This is a genomic window from Streptomyces lincolnensis (genome assembly GCF_021173675.1).
Classification (GTDB): domain Bacteria; phylum Actinomycetota; class Actinomycetes; order Streptomycetales; family Streptomycetaceae; genus Streptomyces; species Streptomyces lincolnensis_B.
In genome coordinates this window covers 1-23,048 of record NZ_JAIHON010000008.1, presented here as the reverse complement: position 1 = coordinate 23,048, position 23,048 = coordinate 1, and the positions used below count along the sequence as shown (strand labels likewise).

Below are 23,048 nucleotides of genomic sequence, written 5' to 3'. Positions count from 1 at the left end.
CGGCGTTCCTAGGCGCGTCTCACCCGCCCTGATTCCACGGCGTCCCGAGCCCGTTCGGGCCGCCGCGCCACGAACACGAACTCCTTGCCGGGCCGGTCGGGCGCGTCGCGGACGTCCTCCACGACGTACCCCTGGGCGAGCAGTTCCGTCTCCACCTCGCGCCGCTCGCGGAACCGCAGGGTCGAGTCCGACGTCAGCGTCCGGCCGTCCGAGGCGAAGGTGTAGGTCCAGCGGAACGTCACGAGCGGGCCGTCCACCTCGATGACCTCGACCCAGGTCTCGACGGGACCGACGTCCACGATCTCGGTCACGGCGTACGACATCTCGCGGTTCCACTCCTCCCAGGCGCGCCGGGCCGGGTCGCGGGTCTCGAAAACCAGGCGGCCACCGGGCCGCAGGGCGTCGTAGGCGCGGCGCAGGGTCTGTCGCCATGCCTCCGGGCCGGTGATCTGCTGGGCGGCGTTCGCCGTCATCGTCGCCAGGCCGACGCGGAGCGGTGGCAGCGCCGTCGCGTCCCCGCGGATCCAGCGCACCCGCTCGCCGCCCGGCTTGGCCCTGGCCACGTCGAGGGAGGCCCGCGCGGGATCGACGCCTACGACCTCGACGCCCCGGTCGGCCAGGAGGTGCGCGAAGACGCCGGTCCCGCAGCCGATGTCCAGCACCCGGCGCGCCCCGAACTCCTCGGTCATGCGGACGTACGCGTCGAGATCGCGGCGGTCCGGATCGAGCTCGTCGTAGATCGCGGCGAGTCGTGGATGCCCGAAGCACTCGTCAGCCATGGGCCGACGGTACGGGGGAGGCGGGCGCGAGCTCGAACCAAAAACACACAGAGGGTTGCCTAAAGGCTTTAGGCATGGGCATAATCGACTCAGGCGAATGGGAGGGTGGTTATGGTGCGTGCGGGACTGACCCCGGAGCGGCTGACCCAGGCGGGGGCGGAGCTGGCGGACGAGGTCGGATTCGAGGAGGTGACGGTCTCGGAGGTCGCTCGGCGCTTCGACGTCAAGGTCGCGAGTCTGTACTCGCACGTGAAGAACTCACGGGACCTCAAGGCCAGAATCGCGCTGCTCTCCCTGGAGGAACTCGCCGACCGGGCCGCCGACGCCCTGGCCGGGCGGGCCGGCAAGGACGCCCTGATCGCCCTGGCCGACGTCTATCGCGACTACGCCCGGGAGCACCCCGGCCGCTATGCCGCGGCCCAGTTCAGACTCACCCCGGCAGAGGCCGCCGCCAGCGCGGGCATCAGACACTCCCAGATGACACGCGCCCTCCTGCGTGGCTACGACCTGCCGGAGCCGGACCAGACCCACGCGGTCCGGCTGCTGGGCAGCGTCTTCCACGGCTACGTCGACCTGGAACTGGCGGGCGGCTTCAGCCACAGCGCCCCCGACTCGCAGGAGAGCTGGTCACGGATCCTCGACGCCCTCGACACCCTGCTGCGGAACTGGTCCGCGGAGCCACCGGAAGGAGACCGCGAGAAATGAAGGGAGAAGAAGTGAACGGAGGAGAAGTGAGCGGGGAAGTGACCGGGGAGCCAACCGGAGACACGACCGCGGAGACGACCGCAGAAGTGACCGCAGAAATGGACACCGCACGCCGCTGGATCACCACGCCCGTGACCGCGGACCTCCTGCGCGGCGCCCTCGACGTGGAGCGCACCGAGGACGGTGTGCTGCCCCACCGGCTGCCGGCCTGGGCACGCGCCCAGTGCGCCGACCCGCAGCTGGCCATGGCCGAGGCCCAGCCCTCCGGGGTACGGCTGGCCTTCCGCAGCCGGACCACCGTCGTGGAGCTGGACACGCGGCCCACCAAGCGGGCCTATGTGGGCGCCCCACCCCGACCGGACGGTGTGTACGACCTGCTCGTCGACGGCCGCCCGGCCGGCCGGGGCAGCGTCAGCGGCGGCCACACCCTGACCATCGACATGGCCGCCGGGACGGCCGAACACCGCCCGGGCCCGGCCGGCACGCTCCGCTTCACCGGTCTGCCCGACGGCGCCAAGGACATCGAGATCTGGCTGCCGCACAACGAGACCACCGAGCTCATCGCCCTGCGCACCGACGTCCCCGTCGAACCCGCTCGGGATCCGGGCCGCAGGGTGTGGCTGCACCACGGCAGCTCGATCAGCCACGGCTCCGACGCCGCGAGCCCCACCACCACCTGGCCCGCCCTCGCCGCCTCCCTCGGCGGTGTGGAACTGATCAACCTGGGCCTGTCCGGCGGTGCCCTGCTCGATCCGTTCACCGCTCGCACGCTGCGCGACACCCCCGCCGACCTGATCAGCGTCAAGATCGGCATCAACGTGGTCAACGCCGACCTGATGCGCCTGCGCGCCTTCGGTCCCGCGGTCCACGGCTTCCTCGACACCGTCCGCGAGGGGCACCCCACCACTCCCCTGCTGGTCGTCTCCCCCATCCTGTGCCCCCTCCACGAGGACACACCCGGCCCCAGCGCCCCCGACTTCAGCGCCTTCAGCTCCGGACGGCTGCGGTTCGTGGCCCTGGGCGATCCGGCGGAACGCGCGAGCGGCAAACTCACCCTGAGCGTCATACGGGACGAGCTGTCCCGCATCGTGAAGCAGCGGGCGGCCGACGACCCCCACCTCCACTACCTCGACGGCCGCGACCTCTACGGCGAGACCGACGCGGCGGAACTCCCCCTCCCCGACGACCTCCACCCGGACGCCGCCACCCACCGCCTGATGGGCGAGCGCTTCGCCCGGTCGGTGTTTGCCGGGGAAGGGCCCTTCGGCGGGGGGGGAGGGGCCCTTCGGCGGGGGCTTCACGGACGACAGAGCTCGGGTGAGGGGAGACAGGGTGAGGAGGTGAGGAGGTGAGGGAGTGACGGGGAGACGGGGTGCCGAGGTGCCGGGGTGAATAAGTCCGGGTAAGTCCGGGGCGGTGTCCGGCCGGCTTGGGTCAGCGCTGTCGGGTCGGGCGGATGACGAGTTCGTTGACGTCCACGCCGGGCGGTTGGCCGATCGCGTAGGAGATGGCGTCGGCGATGGCATCCGGCGGGATGGAGTCGGCGCGGTAGGCACGCATCGCGTCTCGGGCGAGCGGGTCGCTGATCGAGTCGGCCAGTTCGGACTCCACGACACCGGGGGACACCGTGGTGACGCGGATGCTCGGGTCCAGCTCCTGGCGCAGGCCCTCGGTGACGGCCCAGGCGGCGTACTTCGTGGCGCAGTAGACCGCGGCCGTCGGCACCACCTGGTGGGCGCCGATCGAGGCGACGGTGATGAAGTGGCCGCTTCCCTGCTCCTGGAAGTGCGGGAGGGCGGCGGCGATGCCGTGGAGCAGACCGCGCAGGTTGACGTCGATCATCCGGTCCCACTCGTCGGTGAGCAGGGCGTCCAACCGGGACAGTGGCATCACGCCGGCGTTGTTGACGATCACGTCGATCCGGCCGTGCCGCTCGACGGCGGCGTCCGCGAAGGCGATGACGTCCTCGCGGTCGGTGACATCGAGGCGGTGCACGTCCGCCTTGCCGCCGGCGGTCTCGATCTCCTGCGCGATCTCCGTCAGGCGGTCCTCGCGGCGGGCGCCGAGGACCACCTGGTGGCCCTCGCGGGCGAGCCTGAGCGCGGTGGCCCGGCCGATGCCGCTGCTCGCGCCGGTGATCAGAACGGTCTTGAAGGGGGTGGCGACAGCGTCCGGTGTGGTGGTCATGCGGTCTTCTCCTCGGTGGCGGGGTAGTCGGCGCTGAGGGTGAGATCGCGCCAGGTGTCGAAGGTGGTCCTGAGCGTGTCGAGGCGGGCCGAGGCGATGTCGTAGGCGACCTGGCCGAGCAGGAGCCGCAGGGGCGGGGCGTCCGCACCCACGGCCGTGATGATCGCTGCGGCGGCACGTGCCGGATCTCCGGGCTGGCGGCCGTAGGTGGCGAGGGTGGCCGCGCGGCGGGCGCCGGCGGTGTCGGTGTAGTCGTCGATGTGGATCTGCGACTGGCGCATGGAGGGGCCGGACCAGTTCGTGCGGAACGCGGCCGGTTCCACGAGCGTCACGCCGATGCCCAGCGGACCGACCTCGGCGGCCAGTGACTCGGACAGGCCCTCCACCGCGAACTTGGTGGCGTGGTAGTAGCCGGTGGCGCCGAACGCGGCCAGGCCGCCGAGAGAGGAGACGTTGACGATGTGGCCGCTGTGGCGGGCCCGCATGCCCGGCAGGACCGCCTTGGTGACGGCCGCCAGCCCGAACACGTTGGTGTCGAACAGGGCGCGGACCTGCTCGTCCTCGCCTTCCTCCACGGCGGCCAGATAGCCGTAGCCGGCGTTGTTGACCAGGACGTCGATCTGGCCGAACGCGGCTTCCGCCTGCTTGACGGCCCGCTCTATCTGGTCCGGAACGGTCACGTCGAGCGCCAGGGGCAGGGCCCGGCCGGGGTGCTCGGCGGCGAGGTCGGCCACCTGGCCGGCGTCGCGGGCGGTGACGACGGCTCGCAGTCCGCGTTCCAGGACCGCGGTGGCCAGGGCCCGGCCGAGGCCGGTCGAGCAGCCGGTGATGAACCAGACGGGGGTGTCGAGGGTGGGGATGTCGTTGACGGTCATGGGGTGGTGCTCCTCCGATGGGAGTTGGAGTGGGGGGAGTTCAGGTAGCGGAGGGGGGAGATCCGTCGTGCGGACACTGCGGCCCGACGGCAAACCGTCACGACGGCATGGCGTCACGACGGCATGGCGACACGGCGGCATGGCCGCATGGCGCGGCGGCGTCCGACGCGCAGGGAGATGGAGTTGAGGGAGTGTCAGGCCATGCTCGGGTCCGGCGGCGGCCGGTGCTGACGCGTGGGCTCGGGCTCCTGCGAGATGGGCCCGGATCGCCGCTGCCGGGCCGCTTCGGCGGAGGCGCCGTCGGCCGCGTAGCTGCCGAGCAGGGACAGCGCCTGTTCGGAGGGGCTGCCCGGGTCGGCGTGGTAGACGACGAGTTGCTGGCCGGGGGCGCTGTTCACGGTCAACGACTCGTAGTGCAGCGTCAGTTCACCGACCACGGGGTGGCGGAAGCGTTTGGTCTCGTGGGTCTTCTGGCGGATGTCGTGTCGGGCCCAGAGCCGGCGGAAGGTCTCGCTCTTGAGCGACAGTTCGCCGACCACCTCGATAAGGCGGGGATCGTCGTGGTCGGTGCCGACGGCCGCGCGCAGACCGCCGACGGTGTTGGCCGCGACCCGGTCCCAGTCCGGGTAGAAGTCATGCGCGTCGGGGTCGAGGAAGACCAGCCGGACCAGGTCGTCGCGGTAGGTGTGGCCGTCGAAGAGGGCGGTGCCGAGGGCGTTGGCGGCCAGTACGGTCAGGCAGCGGTCCAGCACCACGACGGGTGTCCGGGGCCAGGCCTCCATCATGTTCAGCAGGTGCGGGCTGACGCGTTCGCGCCGGGCAGCCGGGCGTCGCCTCCCGGGTGTCGGGAGCGCGAGCCGGTGCAGGTGCGCGACCGCGTCCTCCTCCAGTTCCAGCGCCCGGGCCAGCGCCTCGACCACCTGAACCGACGGGTGGCGCTCGCGGCCCTGCTCCAGCCGCACGTAGTAGTCGGTGCTCACCCCGGCGAGCTGCGCGACCTCCTCGCGACGCAGTCCGGCGACGCGGCGGCGGCCGTCGACCCGTATCCCGAGGTCCTCAGGCCGGAGCCGCTCACGGCGGGCCCGCAGGAACTGCCCCAGCAGGTTCTCGGTGTCGGTCTCCATGACCACGAGGCTAGGCCGAGCACCCCACCCGGCACGAGCGCCAAGGGTGGCCGCGAAACTCCTACCCTCACGACCTGCACCAACCCGAACCCTCGTCCACCGCACCGCTCACCCACCGCACCCCCGCGCCCACCGCACCCACTCCTCCAGCGCGGCGAAGTCGGCCGCGATGAGCCCGCACCGGTGATCCACACGGTGGAGCAGGGCCGGTGCGGGGTGGTGAGCGGCCACCCATTCCCGGTCGGCGGCTGCTACCTCGCCTCCGACCTCGCCCTGACCCTCCCCTTCGCCGCAGCGCCGGATCGATCCAGGTCAGTCCCCGACCCCGCCCCGCGCCAAGATCTCGTCGATCCGGGAGCGATGGGCCGTCTCCCAGTCGTCCAAGGTCTCGGCGGCCTCCTTGGCGAGCTTGGCGCGGGCGGTGGTGAGGGTCTCGGTGTGGCGGGCGGCGGGGACGGTGACGACGCCTTCCTCGTCGGCGACGACGATGTCGCCGGGGGCGACGGTGACACCGCCGCAGCGGACGGGTTCGCCGAGGGGGGTCACGGCGGCCTTGGTGCCGGGGATGGGGATGATGCCGCGGGCGTAGACGGGGAAGCGCAGGTCGCGTACCTCGGCGAGGTCGCGGATCAGGCCGTCGGCGACGAACCCGGCGATGCCCCGGCGTTGCGCCACGGCACAGACGTTGCCGCCGGCGAGGGCGTGGTCCAGGTCGCCGGACTCGACCACGACGACCGAGCCGGGCTCGGCGCGGTGGATCGCCGCGTGCAGCATGAGGTTGTCGCCGGGAGGGCACCGTACGGTGAACGCGGGCCCGGCGATCCGGGGCGCCGGCCCCCACAACGGCCGTATTCCTATGTCCATGACCTGCTCACGGCCCAGGAGATCGGCCAGGGTGGTCGTGGGAATGTCCAGAAACTCGGTGGCGTCGATCATGCGGACGACGCTACCGTCCCGTGTCATGACTGCCGGGTCGGCCTCGTGCCGTGAGCGAGTTGGGTGCCCGGCCTCTGAGTGAGGCCAGGGCGGGCCAGGAGCCCGCCCTCTCTCCGTGCCGCTTCGAAGGAAACCAGCGACCGGAGAGAGAAAGAAGAACACAGCGTGCCCAACCCCTTCAATGAACCGATCATCGATGAGTTCCGCGCCAACAAGGGCCGCGTGGGCGGCATGTTCGAGGGTGCCCGCCTGATCCTGCTCACCACCACCGGCGCCCGTACCGGCACCCCGCACACCACGCCCGTCGGCTACCTCCCCGACGGCGACGGCCGCATCCTCGTCATCGCCTCGGCGGGCGGCTCACCGAAGCACCCGCACTGGTACGGCAACCTCCTCGCGAACCCCCAAGTCACCGTGGAGACAGGGGCGTTCACCTACGAGGCACGGGCCGAAGCACTGACGGGCAGTGAACGCGACGAGGCGTTCGCCCGGGCCGTCGAGGCGGACCCCGGCTGGGCGGAGTACCAGGAGAAGACGGACCGGTTGATCCCCGTGGTCGCCCTGCACGAGATCGCCCGGGGCGGCCCGCCGAACATCAACGCGGGCTCCTTCGGCGAGGCGATCAAGGTCGTCCACGACGCCTTCCGCCACGAACTCGCCCAGATCCGCACGGAGATGAGCACCGGCACCTCGACGCTCGGCGCCCAGCTCCGCGTCAACTGCCTGACGTTCTGCCAGGGCCTGCACAACCACCACACCGGCGAGGACATCGGCATGTTCCCCGTCCTGGCCGACCGTCACCCGCAGGCCGCCCCCGCGTTGGCACGGCTGCGCGAGGAGCACGAGCGGATCGCGGCCCTCGCCGACGACCTGCGCCGCGCCGTGTCCGCCGAGCACACCGACCGGGCCACCGCCCGCGCGGAGGTCGAGCGCCTCACGGCCGAGCTGGAGGCCCATCTGACGTACGAGGAGGAGCAGTTGATCCCGCTACTCGACACTGTCGCCTGACGGGCGGGGCGGCCGGCGCCTCCACCCCGCGTTCTCAGAACGGCAACGGCCGCCCATGCACCACCTCCAGCCGCGACACCGCCCGCGTCAGCACCACGTACAGCCGGTGCAGCCCCCGCGCCTCCGCCTCCGCGATCGCGGCCGGTTCGACGGCGACGACATGGTCGTACTCAAGTCCCTTGACCAGGCTCGCGGGCACGAGGTTCACGCGGGCGGCCGACTCGTCCGGCCCCGCCGCGGTGATTCCGGCCGCGGCGAGTGCCGCGCCCACCCGGTCCACGTCCGCGTCCGCCGCGACCACCCCGACCGACCCCTCGCGCGCCAGCGCATCGCGTACGGCGTCCACGACCGCGCCCGGCACCTCCGCCACCGCCGCCTCCCGGAACCGCAGTTCCCCGTCCCCGCGCAGGGACCGCCCGGCCGGCACCTCCACGTCCAGCCGCGCCAGCAGCCGGTTGGCGAGCGCCACGACGGCCTCCGGCACCCGGAACCCGACGGTCAGCGGCACCACGGCCGCGTCCGGCTTCCCCAGGTGGCGCAGGACCGTGTCCCAGGACCTCGCGGCCCACGGCGTGGTCCCCTGGGCCAGGTCGCCGAGCACGGTGAGCGAGCCGAAGGACGCGCGCCGCGCGATGGCCCGGCACTCCATCGGGGAGAGGTCCTGCGCCTCGTCCACGACGAGATGGCCGTAGCCCTCGGGATGCTCGACCAGCCCGGCGACCTCGTCGAGGAGCACCAGGTCGGCGGCCGACCAACGCGCCGACTTCCACGACCGCGGCGGCCGCGCCCACAGCAGCGCCTTCTGCTCGTCGGCCTCCAGCACCCCGTCGGCGGCGGACGCCAACGCCCGCGGATCGCCGAGCAGTTCGGCCACCACTTCCTCCGGCCGCACCCGCGGCCATACGGCGTCGACGTACTCCTTCACCGCCCGCGCCCGCGAGATCCGCTGCACCCAGGCGTTGTTCTGCGGCCCGGCCCGCCGCTCGGCCTGCAACTGGACACTGCGCACCACCCGGCTGCGCACCCGCTCCCGCCCAACACCGTACGGCGGCTCCTCGGCACGCACGTCCGCCACGATCCGCGCGAGCTCCCCGACGCCGACCCGCCACCGGTAGGAACCGTCGGGAACCTCGACGGCGCCGACCGGACCGTCGTCCCACACGCGCGCGTACAGAGCCCGCCGCAGCACCTCCGCCATCCGCGCGTCGTGCTTGACCACGGCGGTCCGCTCCTCGTCGGTCCCCCTGACCGGGTGCCGCGCGATCTCCTCCTGAAGCGTGGACTGCCGTACGCCGGTCTCGCCGAGGGCGGGCAGCACCTCGGAGATGTACGTCAGGAAGGTGCGGTTGGGGCCGAGGATGAGCAGTCCCCCGCGGCGGATGCGCTGCGGGTGGGTGTAGAGCAGGTAGGCGGCCCGGTGCAGTCCGACGGCGGTCTTCCCGGTGCCCGGAGCGCCCTGCACACAGACGGACAGGCCCAGGTCGCCTCGTACGAGATCGTCCTGCTCGGGCTGGATGGTCGCGGCGATGTCCCGCATGGGGCCGACCCGGGGCCGCTCGATCTCCTGGGCGACGATGCCGCTGACGCGCGACTCCCCCCGCGCGAGATGCTCGTCCTCCATCCCGGTCAGGTCGGCGGAGTCCCCGCGGCTGCCGGGCGCCCACCCGAACCGCCGCCGCACGGCCACGCCCTGCGGATCCCGGGCACTGGCCTGGTAGAAGGCGCGGGAGACGGGCGCACGCCAGTCCACGACCAGTGGCGCGGCGGCCGGATGCTCACTGATCCGCAACCGCCCCACGTGATAGCTCTGCCCGGAGTGGTCCCCGGCGTCGTCCGTGAAGTCCAACCGCCCGAAGAACAACGGCCCTCGGGGCAGCTCCCGCATCTCCTTGGCCCGGCTCCGCAGCCGGTACCCGAGCACCTCGGCATCGGCACCGGAGGCGGAGACGTCCTCGCCGGTCACGACGTGTTCCTGGGCGCCGTCGACCATGGCGGCGAGGGCGGCGCGGCAGAGGTCGTGGTGGGCACGTTCGCGGTGGAGGGCTTCCTGAAGTGCTGACGTCATTCCAGGAAGGGTACCGGAATGACGTTACCGAGTTAAATAATTTACTCAGTCACACCCACGTCTTCCCCCAGATACGGCAGCCCCGCCTCCAACAGCCCGAAGGCCCGCCGCGCCGCCGCCTCGGCATCCCCCCGCACCTCCTCCACCGACTCCCCCTCCGCGATCCGCCGCCAGTTCTCCTCGGCGAGAATCCGCTGTACGGCGATGATCTGCCCGGCGGCCAGCCGCGCCTCCAGTCCTCCACCGAGCGCCTCGGCCAACGCGGCCTCCGACCGCTCCAGGTAGCCGTACAGCCGTGCCACCAGCGCGGGAGTGCCGTACAGCAGCGAATGAAAGGCGAGCACCCCGGGATGGTCGTTCAGCCCGGTGACCGGGTCCCCCTCCGCCAGCCCCTCCAGGAACCGCCGCCGCAACGCCCGCAACGGTGCCTCCGCCGACCCGCGCACCACCCGCGCAGCCTCGTCCTCATGATCGGCGAACCGGTACAGCACGAGGTCCTCCTTGGCCGGGAAGTACCGGAAGAGGGTCGGCTTCGAGATCTCGGCGGTGGCCGCCACCTCGGCCACGGAGACGGCGTCGAAGCCCCTCTCCAGGAACAACCCGATCGCGATCTCCGACACGACCTCGTACATCCGCTGCTTCTTGCGCTCGCGCAGCCCGATCTCAGCCATGCCTGTGAGCCTACGCAGCTCTCGCCACCCCGCCTTGACCTCAACCCTGCTTGAGGTCGAAGACTGCATGCACGCGCATCCGAATTACTCGAAATTACTCGCAATCACTCGAACCGAGCGGTGGGGGCATGTCATGCGAGCAGCACAGGTGAAGGAGTTCGGCGGCCCGGAGGTCCTGGTCCCGGTCGACCTGCCGGACCCGGTCCCCGGCCCCGGCGAGGTACTCGTCGACGTCGCCCACGCCGACACGATCTACGTCGAGACCCAGATCCGGGCCGGCTGGGGCCGCGACTACTTCCCCGTCACCCCTCCCTACATCCCGGGCGGCGGCGTCTCCGGCACGGTCATCGGCCTCGGCCCCGGCGTCCCGGCACAGTGGCTCGGCCGGCGCGTGGCCGCCTTCGTCCAGGGCAGCTACGCGTCACGGGCCGTCGCCCGGATCGACGCCGTGACGGCCGTACCGGACGCCGTGGACCTGGTGACCGCGGCGGCCCTCGTGCACGACGGGGTGACGGCGGCGGGTCTGCTGGAGCTGACGGCCGTCACCTCCGGCGACCGGGTGCTGATCCTCGGCGCGTCGGGCGGCATGGGCACCCTGCTCGTCCAGCTGGCCCGGGTCCGCGGCGCCCGGGTCGTGGCCCTCGCCCGCGGCGCCGAGAAACTCGCCCTCGTCCGCGAGCTGGGCGCCACCGCCGCCGTGGACATCAGCACCCCCGACTGGCCGGCCCGCGCCCGCCAGGCCCTGACCGGCGCGGCCGACGTAGTCCTCGACGGCATCGGCGGCCAACCCGGCACCCTCGCCTTCCCCCTCACCGCCGACAGCGGCCGCTTCTCGGCCCACGGCGCCCCGACAGGCGGCTTCGCCCCCGTGGACGCGGACGAAGCGGCACGCCGGGGCATCAAGCTGTTCGGCATCGAGCATGTGCAGTTCACCCCCGCCGACGCCCAGCGCCTCAGGGCGTACGCGCTGGAAGAGGCGGCCTCGGGGCGGATGCGGGCGGTGATCGGGAAGGTGTTTCCGCTGGAGCGGGCGGGGGAGGCGCATGCGGCGGTGGAGGGGCGGGGGCTGGTGGGGAAAGTGCTGCTGGAACCCTGAGCGGATCGCTGTTCGCGCGACCGCTCAGGCGAGCGCCCTGGGGCGGGCTGACAGACCGAGCACGCGCAGGGCCACCCCCAGTGTGCTCTGGTACGAGTTCAGAGCCAAGGCCCGCTGGACGTTGGGAGCCGCCCGCCCCGCCCCGGTCACCTGGCGATCGAGGTCGACGTATGCCGACCGCACGAACTCGAGTCCGTGGTAGACGTCGTAGTCCCTCAGGTGGTCGCGGGTGTACACCGGGTCCAGCTTCGAAGCCCATCGGCTGAACATGCGCATACGCGTCTCGGGCGCGGCCCGGGTGAGGTACAGGTGCCGGGCCAGGTCGTAGAGCGGGTCGCCGACGAGTGCCCTCTCCCAGTCGATGAGGGTCAGCAGCAGGTCGTCGTCGCGCCGCACGAGGTTCCACGGGTGCAGGTCGCCGTGCAACAGGGCCGGAGCCCGTCGCGTCACCCGCCGGTCGGCCAGGATCTCACCGAGCCGGTCGGCTTCCGGCAGACCCAGGAGCACTGCCATGCGCAGCGAGCTCTCCGGCAACTCGCGTACCAGCCGTACGAGTTCCGCGCACAGCAGGGCGAAGAAGTCCCTCTCGCCGGCCGCCGGATCGAGTCGGCGGTGGTCCACCCTGGCCAACTCACAGAGCTGGTCGACGAGCGCGTCCGTCTCGCGGGGAAGCAGACCGTCCACCGGATGGCGGGGCGGTAGGTCCAGGTCGGGCTCGCCGGCGTAGGTGTGGATGGCGAACGGCTCACCGCCGTAGCTGCTGCCCTGGGCGAGAATCGTCGGTGCCGCCACTCTGGCGCCCGACTGCTCGATGGCCCGGAGCACGGCCCACTCCTGGAGGTGGCGCCGCTCCCGCCGGTCCGCCTTCGCCGAGGCGCGCCGCATCACGACGGGAGCGGGGAACTCCGCGGGCCACATGACGGAGTTGCGGTGCGCCGTACCTTCGATGAAGCGGTGGGCGGGTGTCGCGCCCTCGGCGGCGAGGGCGAACGGCACCGCGGTGTGCGGGAATTCGGGGCGCTCCGGAAGACGACGGTCCGGCTGCCAGTCGATCTTCCGGACACGGGTGGTACGACGGCCCGCCGGCGCGAGGGGGCGCCCCGCCCACCAGCGGAACAGGATCTGCTCGATTTCGGACGTGCTCCGCACGCTCGGCAGCTGGAGCGGTTCCTCGGCCGCCTCCAGGGCGCGGCGTACCGATGCCGTCGCCTCGTTCAGGCTTCGCTCGTCGGACGAGGAACCCAGGTCGTGGGCAGCGCGCATGACGTCCGGGAAGACGGACTGCGCCCGCTCGAAGGCGATGTAGTGGGGCAGGTCCTCGGCCAGCCCCTCGACCGCGGCAGGCCCTATTCGTTCCAGGGCCGCCGTCGCCCAGGCCTCGATCACCTCGTCCCACTGATGGCTGGGGTACCGCATCCGCACGAGATGGGTGGAGAGGTCGTACAGAGGGTCGCCGTAGGTCGCCAGTTCCCAGTCGATGCAGGCGAGGGGCGTATCGGCTCCCTCCGAGACGATCAGGTTCTCGCGGTGCAGATCGCCGTGGACCAGACCGAAGGGCCGAGACCGCAACGCGGGCACGCGCTCGCGCAGCCGGACGAGAGCGTCGGCGGGGACGCCGAGTTCGGTGAGCAGCCTCCCGAACTCGGCCCAGTGGGGCCGCCTGATCCCCCACTCCGCGAGGCCTGTCACCAGCCTCCAGAACTCCTGGCTGTCATCCGCTCGGGGCCAGCCCGACGGCAGCGGGGGCAGCGCCTGTGCCTTCACCCTGTTGGTCTCGGTCAGCCGGTTCACCACTGCCTCGATGTGCAGGGAGTCGACGGGCTTGTGATTCTCGGAGTGGTCCGAGAGCGGTCGGCCCTCCACATAGCTGTGGATCACGAAGCCGCGTCCCTCCGCCAGGCACTGGGGGGCGCTCGGCTGAACCTCCCGCAGGCTCCGGAGAATCGCGCCCTCGTCGACGAAGGTCCTGACGACCACGGGCAGTACGTCGGCCTTGCGGACCCTCACCACCACCTTCGCGCCGGGCTCCAGACAGAGCAGCGGGGCCAGAGAGGGGGTCACCTTCCACACGTGGTTCGTGTTGTGGTGTCCTCCGCCGATCTCGCTGTGCCGTCGCGAGAGCCGGAGGATCTCGTCACTCGCCGCGGGCTCCAGTCGCACGGGGCGGGCGGGACGGGAAACAGGCCGTGCGCTCACAGGCCGCTCCTGGTGGTCGGACAGTCGCCGAAGCCGGACTCGGGAAGAGGAACCTACTGCACCCGTGCGGCGCTTTGTTGCACACACCGCCAACCCGCGACTACGAAGCGTCAGAGGTGTTCATCCGGCCGCGCCTGTCTCCCGGTGCCGGCGGACGAGTGCCGCCATGATCTGTGCGTGGGTCGGCACCGCCTCCAGCCCCAACGGCCGCGCCGCCGCCGTCAGGATCCGATGCAGTTTACCGGCGGCGAGAGGAAGGCCGGCCCAGTTGAAATCCTCGTTCTGGCTCAATTTCAACGACACGCGAATGACGTCGGTGAAAACCGACTGTGCTCTTTTGAAGTCGAGGATCCGGCTCAGGTCATTTTCCCAGCCGCGGGATCCGGTCGGAAGAGCGCGCTCGACGACCCTGCGCCATTCCTGGACCATCCGCCTCTCCTGCGGGTCCGGATATCGCATCAGGTAAAGGTGGGTCGCGAGGTCGTAGAGAGGGTCGCCGAGCATCGCCAATTCCCAGTCGATGACCCAGAGTTGACCGCGCGGATCGACGATGAGGTTCTTACGGTGGAGATCCGCGTGCAACAGGCAGAACGGACGGGATGTCAGACCGGAAACGCTCTTCCTCAGCAGGGTGAACGATTCGTCGGTCACACCCAGGTCCGCGAAAAGACCCTCGAACTGCGGACGGTTCCGGTCGTAGACCTGGTCCTCCATGAAGACGATCAAACGTTCCAGGAAGCCGTCCGTATCGCCGTCCTCGGGACGGTCCTCCGGCTCACATCGGCGCTTGGCCGCGAGCATCCCCGGTCTGATCCGGGTCATCTCCCGAAACAGGTCGACGATCTGGTCGAAGACCGCGTCCGACACCTGCCCGCTCGACCACCAGCGCCGCAGAGGAAGGGTCCGTCCTTCGATGAACCGCTGGAAATCCGTGTCACCGACGCCCACGACGTCGGGTACGCACACGATCTTGTGCTCCTTCAGCGCCCGGAGCAGCTCCTCCTCCGACGTGAAGCACCTGCGATCGAGCCACAGGATCTCCGCGCGCGGCTCACGGCACTTGACCCATGTCCTGTCCGTCAGGGGCAGCAAGTGCAGCACATGATGGTTCCCCTTGAGCGGGCGCCTCACCGGACGCGCATCATCGCTCAGCTGATCGACCTGCGGCCGACTGTCAGGGATCGAGGGCGATGTCATGCGCTGTTTTCAGGCCGTTCCGGTCGAGCCGATGGAGGCGAGGGCACGCACCCTACTACTCAGGAATCAAGCTTCGGTGGAGAACCCGTGTATTGGACGCGCCGGTCGCCTGCCTGGTCCAACCGCCGTACAGGCGAACGAGCGGCTCGACTCCTGAGTGTGAACCGGCCGCAAGCGCTGGCGATCGAACCCGACGGTGAGTCACACTGTCGCCTCGACCTCAAGGAGGCCCGTTGGGTGGCGCGATGATTGACCGGGATTCCCTGGCGAGCCTTCTCGGTCGGGCAAGGGCAGTCCTCTTCGACTTCGACGGGCCCATGTGCGCTCTCTTCGGGCGCCTGCCCAGAGACCCTTCCGGAGCCCCGCCCACGAAGAGCATCGCGGAGCAGATCAAGAAGGTCGCGCGAGGTCATTGGGGCTTCCTCGCTCCGCGGGTCGAACGCTGCGACGACTCGCACGACATCCTCCGGCTCCTCAGGGTCATGTGGGAAGCAGACCCGAACGGCCTCAGCCCCATGCCACTCAAGGCCGCCGAGGACATCGTGGCGCGGGCGGAGGACGAGGCCGCAAGGACCGCGGTACCGGCACAGGACATCGCCGCTCTCGTGGACGTCCTGTCCGAACTGGGCGTTCACCTCGCCATCGTCAGCAACAACGCCGAGGACCCGATTCGGGTGTTCCTCGACCGTCCCGGAATCCTGCTGGGCCAGAAATTCGACGGCGTGTTCGGCAGGGATCCCGAAGACGCACGCCTGATGAAACCCTCGCCCCATTGTGTGCGGCGTGCCATCGAGAAACTCTCCCTCGACGCCTCTGAATGCCTTCTGGTAGGAGACAAGCCCTCCGACCTCGAAGCCGCACGATCGGCCGGAACCCGTTTTCTCGGCTACACCCACAAACCGTTCCGGGCCGAGCAGATGAGGGAGGAAGGTGCCGACGCCGTGGTCTCCTCACATCGGCCCGTCATCAAGGCCGCGCGGGAAATCCTCGCCGCCCGCCAGGAATCGCCTCAGACTTTTCAGTAGCGAGGAACTCCCAGTTGGAATCAAACCAGGCCTGCCACTGATCGACCAGTACGGATTCCTGGGAGTTGAGGTCATCCTCCTTGACGTGGTGGGTGAGCCCGGCGTCCCTGCCGAACACATCGGTCGCCTCGATCTCCTCCTCACCCAGGGTGATGGGCCGCTTGAACACCTTGTAGGGGCCGAACAGCAATTCCGTCTGGTTGACGAGGTAGATCTTGAGAGACGGTACGAGCGGCACGTGCCGGACCTCGAACTTCACCGTGGGCACGAGCCCGATGCTCTGAAGGTCGTTCAGCTTCTCCCGCAGTCCCGCGGTGTGCCGGCGCATGATGCCCAGGAACCGGTCCTTCAGCTGCTGGTCGTGCACGCCGTCCGCGGTCCGCCAGTAGGGGAACGGGAGGGATTCGTCAGGAAGCAGCATCCGCAGAGCGAGGCGCCGGGGAGCGATCAGCCCGTTCTGGATCCGTTCCGCCTGTACCCGGATATGGGTGTCCAGGGATTCCGACGACAGCGTGAAGACGTCCAGCGTCACCTCGTCCTGCTCGAAGGCCCGGCTGATGAGTGGTCCCAACGTGACGGTACGGTCCGGCCGTTCGCTGCTCTTCGGCGAATGGACCACCTGGGTGCGCACCACACGCGAACCGCTGCCCTGCCGTGACTCGATCCAGCCTTCCTCGCGCAGCTCCCTGATCACACGCTGAACGGTGTCCCGGGAGACCCCGAACTCCTGCGCCAGTTCCCGCTGGGCCGGAAGCATCGACCTCACGGGGTACACCCCTTCGGCCATACGAGAGCGCAGTTCATCGGCGACACGATCGAACTCCCTGCCGCTTCCGTCACCGCCATGTACGCCGCTCACACCGCGACCGTACCTCTCGAGGCGGCCGGACAAACCCGCTTCCAGTCAGATTTGCCGGTCCAACTTGACTGCCGGTTAAGGGATCAACCGATCAGGGCATCAACCAATTACGTCAAGCAGTCCAATTGGACCGCTAGTTGATCGCTTCCCCGAAAGTGGCAGCAGGAGGACACCCATGAACCTTCGCTGGCTGATCGCCGCCTTCAACCTGGGCGCGGACCAGCTGATCGAGACCCCTCACGGCATACTCGTTGTCATCGCCCTCTTGATGCTCGGCTACGGCATCAAGGCAGGTCATACGAAGAGCGCGTTCTTGGGAGCCACCGTGCTCGTCCTGCTCACGACGCTGGCCTGAGACCTACTCGGCGAGCAGGTTCCACACCGAGTCGAACCATTTCTGCATGCTCTCCACGAAGACGGAGCCCGAGGAGTTCGGGTCGTGGTCCGCCACGTGGTGCGTCAGTGTGGCGCCCAGGCCCAGGACGTCGAGGGCGGTGATCTCTTCGTCGGAGTCCAGCATGATCTTGCGCTCGATCACTTCGTACGCACCGTGCAGCGCCTCGCTGGCGTTGAACAGGTAGAGCTTGAAGGCCGGCGTCAGCGGAGCGTGACGGATCTGCACGTCGACGGAGGGCACGAGGCCTTCGGTCCGCAGATCGTTCAGTGCGCTCAGAAGCGACGCCGTGTGCCGCTCGGTGATGACCCGCAGGCGCTCCCTGAGGCGTGGGTCGTGCTGGTCGTCCTTGGCGCGCGGGTACGGCATGGGCAGTGAGGCGTCGGGAAGGAGCATGCGCAGGGCGATGCGCTGCGGTGCTGTGTAGCCGCCGTGGATGCGTTCGACCTGCAGCCGGATGTGCACGTCCAGGGTCTGCGAGGTCAACGTGTAGACATCCACCGTGACTTCGGGATGTTCGAACGCCTCACTGATGAGCGACCCCAGCCTCAGGCCGTGTCGCGACCTGGTGGCCCTGGGTGCCGGGGACTGGATGCGCTGGGTCTTGACCACCCTCGACCCGCTGCCCTGGCGCGACTCGATCCACCCCTCGCCGGCCAGCTCGCGCAGTACCCGCTGCACGGTGTCCCGGGACACCCCGAGTTCCTCGGCCAGATCACGCTGTGACGGCAGGAAGGACCGCAGCGGGTACGTTCCGTCGGCCATGCGACCGCGCAACTCGTCGGCGATCCGCTGGAATTCGTGAGGATCGGTGTGCCCCTCAGCCTGCACACGGCGTACCTACCGCGGACAGGCCTACGACAAACCAGTCGGTACGGTCGACCGGTCAGGCCCGCCGGCTGCGCCACAGCAGTCGAAGCAGCGGTTGCAGCGATCCGACCAGCACCTCGACGCCCGCCTCCCGTAGTTCCTCCTGTTTGGCCGCGTTACGCGCGTAGCCGAGGAAGGGAACCTCCGCCTCCACCGCGGCCGAGTAGTCGGAGGGCGCGTCACCGATCATCAGGGCGTCCGACGGGGCGGCGCCCACGGCGCTCAACGCGCGGTTGAGACAGTGCGGGTCCGGCTTGAGGAGACTGAGGTCCTGGGTGCGGCCGTAGATGTGCGGGGCGAAGCAGGACAGCATGCCGCGGTCCTCCAGGTATGCGCGGACCACCTGCGGCGAGTTGTTGGTGGTGATGGCCAGACGGGAGCCCACAGCTTGCCAGGTACGGATCAGAGGATCTGCGAACGGCGTCGGCATCGCGGTGGACACGGCCTTCAGCTCCTCCTCGGTGAGACGTTTCTCCATCTCGACCACGAGGTCGCTGCCGGGGCGTCTGCGGTTGACCGCGTGCAGCACCGCCTGCGGGTCCGTGTACTTCCGCTCGGTCTCCGTCAGCAGGTCTCCCAGGCCGATCCGGTCGAGCCAGTGCACAAATCCGGCAGCCATCTTCTCCGAGGGGTGCCCCGCGAACAGCGTGCAGATCGGGCCGTCGAAGTCCCAGAGCACGACTCGGGCACCTTCGATCAGTCCCCGAAGTGCCTCGATCTCTGATGTCACCGAACCAGTGTGCGTCGTATCAGGAGTCACTAGGAGAGTGTCAGGTCCGTCGTGATGGTTTCCCAGAGGGCGTCGAACCACATCTGCGATTGCTCCACGAACGCGGCGTCGCGCTGGCCTGCTCCGTGTTCGAAGGAGAAGAGGAGGGATTCGGTGCCGAGGACGTCGTACATGTCGAGGGTGCCGGAGTCGGAGGGCTCTTCGCGGCGGGTGACCATGTAGTAGGCGATGAGGGCCTCTTCGCCGTTGAGGAGGTAGAGCTTCACCGGTGGGGTGAACGGCAGGGCGCGGAACGTGACACGGACGTCGACGCCGTGGGAGGAGCGCAGGGCGCGGAGGTTGTGGCGCAGGACATGGGACTGGGCGTTGCGCATGTCGAGCCAGCGCTGGTGGACCGGGTCGTCGTCGCCGCGGCCGTCGACGGGGACCGGGAAGGCGAGGGAGATGTCGCGGGACGGCAGCAGGATGCGGACGTCGATGGAGTCGGGGCGTATGCGGCCCTCGTGAATGTGGCGGATGGGCTCACCCAGGGCCAGCATCAGTGTCTCGGCCGTCAGGCAGGCCGCGTCCACGCGGACGTGGGGAACGGCGAAGGCCTCGACCAGGCGGGGGGCCAGGCCGACCATCGTCGGCTGGGGCTCCTCCGCGCGGCCGGTGCGCGGGGGTTCGGCGATCCTCGGGGGGCTGCCCTTGCTGACGTTGCTGAGGAGGCCGTCCTCCTGGAGCGCGCGGAGAGCTTGGCGGACGGTGCCGCGTTCGACCCCGAACTCCTCGGCGAGTTCGGCCTGGGTGGGCAGGCGGTCTCCCGCCTTGAGGTCGCCCACGCGAATGCGTTCCCGCAGGGTGTCGGCGATCTCCTGGGGCGAGAGTCTTCTGCTGCCGTTCACTGCCACGTTCTCCTGGGTCACGACCAAACGCTACAACTTCCATCCATCTATGTGGAGTTGTTTGAAAGTTGTTTTGAAACATCAGCCAAGTGGGGACAACTATCAGTGAGTTGGTTGCCAACTTGGCCTAGTTGGCCAAAGGTTTGCCTCATCCGAACCATCATGACCCCCCACGCCCGCCTCGCACCGCCTCGCACCGCCTCGCCCGGCACGACCGAAGGGGGAACCACCGTGCCTGCTCTCGCCCTCCTCGCCGCCATCTTCGTCGTCGGTATCGAGCAGACCGTCCAGTGGAAGTACGGCGCCGCCGGCGTCGTCGGCCTGCTGCTGCTCACCATCGGCATCAAGGCCAAGAGCCCGGCCGTCAGCTCCGTCGGAGCGGTCATGCTCGCCCTGCTCGTCGCGGGGCCCGCCCTGTGAGTCGACGGCCCCGCCCCGTCACCGTTGCTGTGGGAGACCTCAGGTCGTGAGCGTCAGCTCCGAACTGATCGTCTCCCACAGTGCGTTGAACCACAGGTGGGACTGCTCGACGAACGTCGTGTCCCGCAGCCCGGCCCCCTGCTCGAAGGCGAACAGCATCGACAGGGCGCCCGTGGCGTCGTACATCTCCAGGCTCTCGTGGTCGATCTCCGCCTCCTGGCGCGACAGCGTGTAGTACGCGAACAGCGCCTCCACACCGTTGAGCAGATACAGCTTCACGGGTGGGGTGAAGGGCAGGGCGCGGAAGGAGACCCGCACGTCGATCCCGTGGGTGGCGCGGAGGGCCAGCAGGTTGTGCTTGAGCACCTGGCCCTGGGCGTTGCGCTGGGCCAGCCAGCGGTCGTGGACCGGGGCGTCGTGCTCGGCGCGGCCGTCGACGGCCACCGGGAAGGCAAGGTCGATGTCCCGGCTCGGCAGCAGCACCCTGACGTCGATCTTGGCCGGTTTCAGTCGCCCTACGTGGATCTGGCGCAGCGGTTCACCGATGGCGAGCGTGAGGGAGACCGAGGTCAGGCACAGGGCGTCGATCTCGACCTGCGAAGCCGCGAAGGCGGACTCGATGCGCGGCGCGAGGGCGACGGTGGTGGGCAGCGGGGGTGCGGCGGGGCCGGCCAAAGGCCTGGTCAGGGATGGGTCGGGAGCCACGGTCGCGGGGCTTCCCTTGGATACGTTGGTCAACAGGTGCTCGGACTGCAGGATGTGCAGTGCCTGCCGTACGACTCCCCGCTCCACCCCGAACTCGTCGGCCAGCTTGGCCTGTGTGGGCATGCGCTGGCCCGGTCGCAGCTGCCCGGAGCGGATGCGGGCGCGCAGTTCGTCGGCCACGTCACGGTGTGACTTGTGTGGCTGCTGTGCCCTCCTCCGCCCATTGACGGCGGCGTGTTTGGGGTCCACAACCAAACACTACAACTTCCCGCCATCTTTCGGCAGTTCAGTGGAAGGTGGTTATGAGCCGCATCCAAGCGGAGATAAGTACTGTGAAGTTGGTCGCCAACTTGAGCAACATGGTCAAACTTCCGCAAGGTTGGCCGTTCTGGTGACCGGCGGGGACCACGTCCCGTTGGGGGACCGTCCCGAAGGAGGGACCGCATGCCGATCATCGCCCTCGCCATCGCCGCCCTTGCCGTCGGCTTCGAAGCGCTCGTCCAGTGGAAGTGGGGTGCGATGGGCATCGTCGCCTTCGTCGCCCTGACCGTCGGCGTCAAGGCGAAGAACATCGCGATCGGCGGTATCGGTGCGGTCATCCTCGTGATGCTGCTCGCCCAGTCCGGCTGATCGGGCTCCCTTCCGGAGGGGAGCCGGGAGCCCGGTCGGTCCGCACAGCCACAACTGAACATGGGTCATGAATCCGCACAGCCACAACTGAATACCGGTAGCAGTCAGTACAGCCACAACTGAACAGCTCGCTACGGATGCGAAGCAGCAAGGCAGTTCAGAGCAGTTACTGATGTCGGCAGGAAGGGGGTCAGAACATGTCCGGGCACCACGGTCGCCTGGACGTACGCAGCAGGGCGTCGGCCGACCGGGCGGCGCCCGCTCGTTCTTCCCGGACCCGGCCCAGCGCCGTCAGCCGCTCGGCCGACTCGTCGCCCAGCCACAGGGCCGCCAGGTCGGCCACGTCCAGGGTGAGGTCCGCGGACGCCGTCGTCGGCGTCACTGAGCCGCCCTCCTCGGACGCCTCCAGCCGGTACCGTCCGGCGGTCAGCCCGTTCCTGTCGGCCACCTCCAGCACCAGGGCCCCCTCCCCCGCGTACGTCCGCGCCTCCAGCGCCCGTGCGACGTCCAGGATCCGCACCCACAGCCAGTCCGCCTGCGCGGTGATCCTGGCCGCTCTCGGGTCCGGCAGGTAGAGCGGGAGCAGGTCGTCCGGGGAACGCCAGCCGCTCTTCACCCGCGTGATCCAGTCGATCGAGCAGAGGTAGTGCCACAGGGCGCGTTCCGCGGCCGGGGTCGACGCGATCAGCCAGTGGACGGTCGCCGTGTTGTGCGGCTGCTTGTCGTGCCAGTTGTCGTCCGACTTGTACGCGACGAGCCCCTGTACCTCGCCGTCCGCCGAGCGGTACACCGCGTAGAACGGCTCGGTCCATGTCGGGTCGTACCGTACGACGCCGGTGTTGAGCTTCCACCACATCTCGTCGCGGCTGACCGCGCCCGGCTGGGCGCGTCGCACCTTGTCGTGCAGGTCGGGGCCGAGTTTGCGTACGTCCTCGCCGTCCACGAGGTCGATGCGGCCGCCGTCGTCCGGGGTGGGGCTGCGGCGGTCGAGGCCGGTGCGGGGGACGTCGATGGCCCACTCGGTCATCCAGGTGGCGGGGCCGAAGCCGTAGCGGCCGTAGATCGGGTACTCGGCGGCGATCAGCGTCGCGACCACGTCTCCGCGTTCCTTCGCGGCGGCCAGGTCCTGGGCCATCATGCGGGTGAGGATGCCGCGGCGGCGGTGCGTGGCGGTGACGGTGACGCCGGTGATGGCGTCGGCCTGCACTGCGGCGCCGCCCACGGCCGTGACCTGCTGGGCGAACGACCGGAAGGTCGCGACGCAGCGGCCGCTGTCGAAGGCGCCGATGAAACGGCCGGGCTCGAACTGTCCCCGGCGGCTCTCCAGTTCGCTGTCCGGGACGGTCGGCGCGCGCAGGAAGCCGGTGTTCACTGCTCGCAGCCAGTCTCCGAGCTCGGGTTCGGTGATCGGGCGGATGTCGGTGTCAGCGTGCGGGCGGGTCATGAGGTCACGGTAGGCGGGCGGCTGGTGGGTGTCGCGAGGATTTCCGTGGCGGGCGTGCGGATGCCTGCGGCGCGCTGTGCGGCTCCGGTGGGGGCGTGCGTAGCGCCCACGGTTGTGGGGTGGGTCGGGGCCGGGGCGGGGGGTCTCCGTCCTCGGTCCGGCGGAACTGTTCCGGCAAGAGGTCCTGCGTGTCGGACGCCGGCCGCTGCGGGCGGACACCCCCCGCCCCGTCCCCTTACCGCCGT

The 23,048-nt window shown here is 69.9% G+C and carries 23 protein-coding genes; 8 read left to right on the top strand and 15 right to left on the bottom strand.

Going from position 1 to position 23,048, the window contains the following annotated elements:
• Positions 1-8: 8 nt before the first annotated feature.
• A complete protein-coding gene (locus K4B79_RS23825; RefSeq protein ID WP_232028929.1) occupies positions 9-779 on the bottom strand; it encodes a class I SAM-dependent methyltransferase in 771 nt (256 codons plus the stop codon).
• Between the two features lie 111 nt (positions 780-890).
• On the opposite strand from K4B79_RS23825, the gene K4B79_RS23820 reads away from it, so the two are divergent.
• Entirely contained in the window at positions 891-1,484 is a 594-nt protein-coding gene (locus tag K4B79_RS23820) for a TetR/AcrR family transcriptional regulator (RefSeq protein ID WP_232028928.1), read from the top strand.
• A gap of 98 nt (positions 1,485-1,582) precedes the next feature.
• Complete coding sequence (locus K4B79_RS23815) at positions 1,583-2,836, top strand: GDSL-type esterase/lipase family protein (RefSeq protein ID WP_232028927.1); 1,254 nt, start codon at positions 1,583-1,585, stop codon at positions 2,834-2,836.
• 82 nt (positions 2,837-2,918) lie between these two features.
• On the opposite strand, the gene K4B79_RS23810 is transcribed toward K4B79_RS23815, so the two are convergent.
• The 4 genes from K4B79_RS23810 to K4B79_RS23795 form a co-directional block, all read right to left on the bottom strand.
• Positions 2,919-3,671 (bottom strand): SDR family oxidoreductase, encoded by a 753-nt coding sequence (locus K4B79_RS23810; protein ID WP_232028926.1) that lies wholly within the window; start codon positions 3,669-3,671, stop codon positions 2,919-2,921.
• On the bottom strand, positions 3,668-4,546 hold the full coding sequence (locus tag K4B79_RS23805; protein ID WP_232028925.1) for an oxidoreductase: 879 nt from the start codon (positions 4,544-4,546) through the stop codon (positions 3,668-3,670). Before K4B79_RS23805 ends, K4B79_RS23810 begins: the two co-directional genes overlap by 4 nt.
• Before the next feature lie 194 nt (positions 4,547-4,740).
• On the bottom strand, positions 4,741-5,670 hold the full coding sequence (locus tag K4B79_RS23800; RefSeq protein ID WP_232028924.1) for a helix-turn-helix transcriptional regulator: 930 nt from the start codon (positions 5,668-5,670) through the stop codon (positions 4,741-4,743).
• A gap of 312 nt (positions 5,671-5,982) precedes the next feature.
• Entirely contained in the window at positions 5,983-6,606 is a 624-nt protein-coding gene (locus K4B79_RS23795) for an RraA family protein (protein WP_232028923.1), read from the bottom strand.
• 165 nt (positions 6,607-6,771) lie between these two features.
• Between K4B79_RS23795 and K4B79_RS23790 the strand changes: the two genes are divergently transcribed.
• A complete protein-coding gene (locus K4B79_RS23790; RefSeq protein ID WP_232028922.1) occupies positions 6,772-7,614 on the top strand; it encodes a nitroreductase/quinone reductase family protein in 843 nt (280 codons plus the stop codon).
• A 34-nt stretch (positions 7,615-7,648) separates the two neighbouring features.
• On the opposite strand, the gene K4B79_RS23785 is transcribed toward K4B79_RS23790, so the two are convergent.
• Together K4B79_RS23785 and K4B79_RS23780 are read right to left on the bottom strand one after the other, a co-directional pair.
• A complete protein-coding gene (locus tag K4B79_RS23785) occupies positions 7,649-9,679 on the bottom strand; it encodes a HelD family protein (protein ID WP_232028921.1) in 2,031 nt (676 codons plus the stop codon).
• 41 nt (positions 9,680-9,720) lie between these two features.
• Complete coding sequence (locus K4B79_RS23780; protein WP_232028920.1) at positions 9,721-10,350, bottom strand: TetR/AcrR family transcriptional regulator; 630 nt, start codon at positions 10,348-10,350, stop codon at positions 9,721-9,723.
• A 133-nt stretch (positions 10,351-10,483) separates the two neighbouring features.
• On the opposite strand from K4B79_RS23780, the gene K4B79_RS23775 reads away from it, so the two are divergent.
• Complete coding sequence (locus K4B79_RS23775; protein WP_232028919.1) at positions 10,484-11,446, top strand: zinc-binding dehydrogenase; 963 nt, start codon at positions 10,484-10,486, stop codon at positions 11,444-11,446.
• Positions 11,447-11,470: 24 nt separating this feature from the next.
• On the opposite strand, the gene K4B79_RS23770 is transcribed toward K4B79_RS23775, so the two are convergent.
• The gene (locus K4B79_RS23770; RefSeq protein WP_232028918.1) at positions 11,471-13,642 is read right to left on the bottom strand and encodes a phosphotransferase family protein; all 2,172 of its coding nucleotides are present in this window, start codon (positions 13,640-13,642) and stop codon (positions 11,471-11,473) included.
• Between the two features lie 120 nt (positions 13,643-13,762).
• Entirely contained in the window at positions 13,763-14,743 is a 981-nt protein-coding gene (locus K4B79_RS23765) for an aminoglycoside phosphotransferase family protein (protein WP_232028917.1), read from the bottom strand.
• A gap of 329 nt (positions 14,744-15,072) precedes the next feature.
• On the opposite strand from K4B79_RS23765, the gene K4B79_RS23760 reads away from it, so the two are divergent.
• Complete coding sequence (locus K4B79_RS23760) at positions 15,073-15,864, top strand: HAD family hydrolase (protein WP_232028916.1); 792 nt, start codon at positions 15,073-15,075, stop codon at positions 15,862-15,864.
• Here the strand turns inward: K4B79_RS23760 and K4B79_RS23755 are convergent.
• A complete protein-coding gene (locus K4B79_RS23755) occupies positions 15,806-16,723 on the bottom strand; it encodes a winged helix-turn-helix domain-containing protein (protein ID WP_232029405.1) in 918 nt (305 codons plus the stop codon). The genes K4B79_RS23760 and K4B79_RS23755 overlap by 59 nt on opposite strands.
• Positions 16,724-16,898: 175 nt before the next feature.
• On the opposite strand from K4B79_RS23755, the gene K4B79_RS23750 reads away from it, so the two are divergent.
• Positions 16,899-17,078, top strand: a complete 180-nt coding sequence (locus K4B79_RS23750) for a hypothetical protein (RefSeq protein ID WP_232028915.1) — start codon at positions 16,899-16,901, stop codon at positions 17,076-17,078.
• Between the two features lie 3 nt (positions 17,079-17,081).
• On the opposite strand, the gene K4B79_RS23745 is transcribed toward K4B79_RS23750, so the two are convergent.
• From K4B79_RS23745 to K4B79_RS23735, 3 genes are read right to left on the bottom strand one after another with little or no spacing between them, the layout of a single operon-like run.
• The gene (locus K4B79_RS23745; RefSeq protein WP_308280483.1) at positions 17,082-17,948 is read right to left on the bottom strand and encodes a winged helix-turn-helix domain-containing protein; all 867 of its coding nucleotides are present in this window, start codon (positions 17,946-17,948) and stop codon (positions 17,082-17,084) included.
• Between the two features lie 55 nt (positions 17,949-18,003).
• Positions 18,004-18,717 (bottom strand): HAD family hydrolase, encoded by a 714-nt coding sequence (locus K4B79_RS23740; protein ID WP_308280482.1) that lies wholly within the window; start codon positions 18,715-18,717, stop codon positions 18,004-18,006.
• A 29-nt stretch (positions 18,718-18,746) separates the two neighbouring features.
• On the bottom strand, positions 18,747-19,631 hold the full coding sequence (locus tag K4B79_RS23735) for a GntR family transcriptional regulator (RefSeq protein ID WP_232028912.1): 885 nt from the start codon (positions 19,629-19,631) through the stop codon (positions 18,747-18,749).
• A 204-nt stretch (positions 19,632-19,835) separates the two neighbouring features.
• Here K4B79_RS23735 and K4B79_RS23730 point away from each other — a divergent pair, with 204 nt between their 5' ends.
• Positions 19,836-20,024 (top strand): hypothetical protein, encoded by a 189-nt coding sequence (locus K4B79_RS23730; RefSeq protein ID WP_232028911.1) that lies wholly within the window; start codon positions 19,836-19,838, stop codon positions 20,022-20,024.
• A 39-nt stretch (positions 20,025-20,063) separates the two neighbouring features.
• Here the strand turns inward: K4B79_RS23730 and K4B79_RS23725 are convergent, their stop codons facing one another.
• Positions 20,064-20,984 (bottom strand): winged helix-turn-helix domain-containing protein, encoded by a 921-nt coding sequence (locus tag K4B79_RS23725; RefSeq protein WP_232028910.1) that lies wholly within the window; start codon positions 20,982-20,984, stop codon positions 20,064-20,066.
• Positions 20,985-21,173: 189 nt separating this feature from the next.
• On the opposite strand from K4B79_RS23725, the gene K4B79_RS23720 reads away from it, so the two are divergent.
• Positions 21,174-21,359, top strand: a complete 186-nt coding sequence (locus K4B79_RS23720; protein ID WP_232028909.1) for a hypothetical protein — start codon at positions 21,174-21,176, stop codon at positions 21,357-21,359.
• 190 nt (positions 21,360-21,549) lie between these two features.
• Here K4B79_RS23720 and K4B79_RS23715 read toward each other — a convergent pair whose 3' ends face one another.
• Positions 21,550-22,803 carry a GNAT family N-acetyltransferase gene (locus K4B79_RS23715; protein WP_232028908.1) on the bottom strand — a complete coding sequence of 418 codons (1,254 nt, stop codon included), beginning with the start codon at positions 22,801-22,803 and terminating at the stop codon, positions 21,550-21,552.
• Positions 22,804-23,048 lie beyond the last annotated feature (245 nt).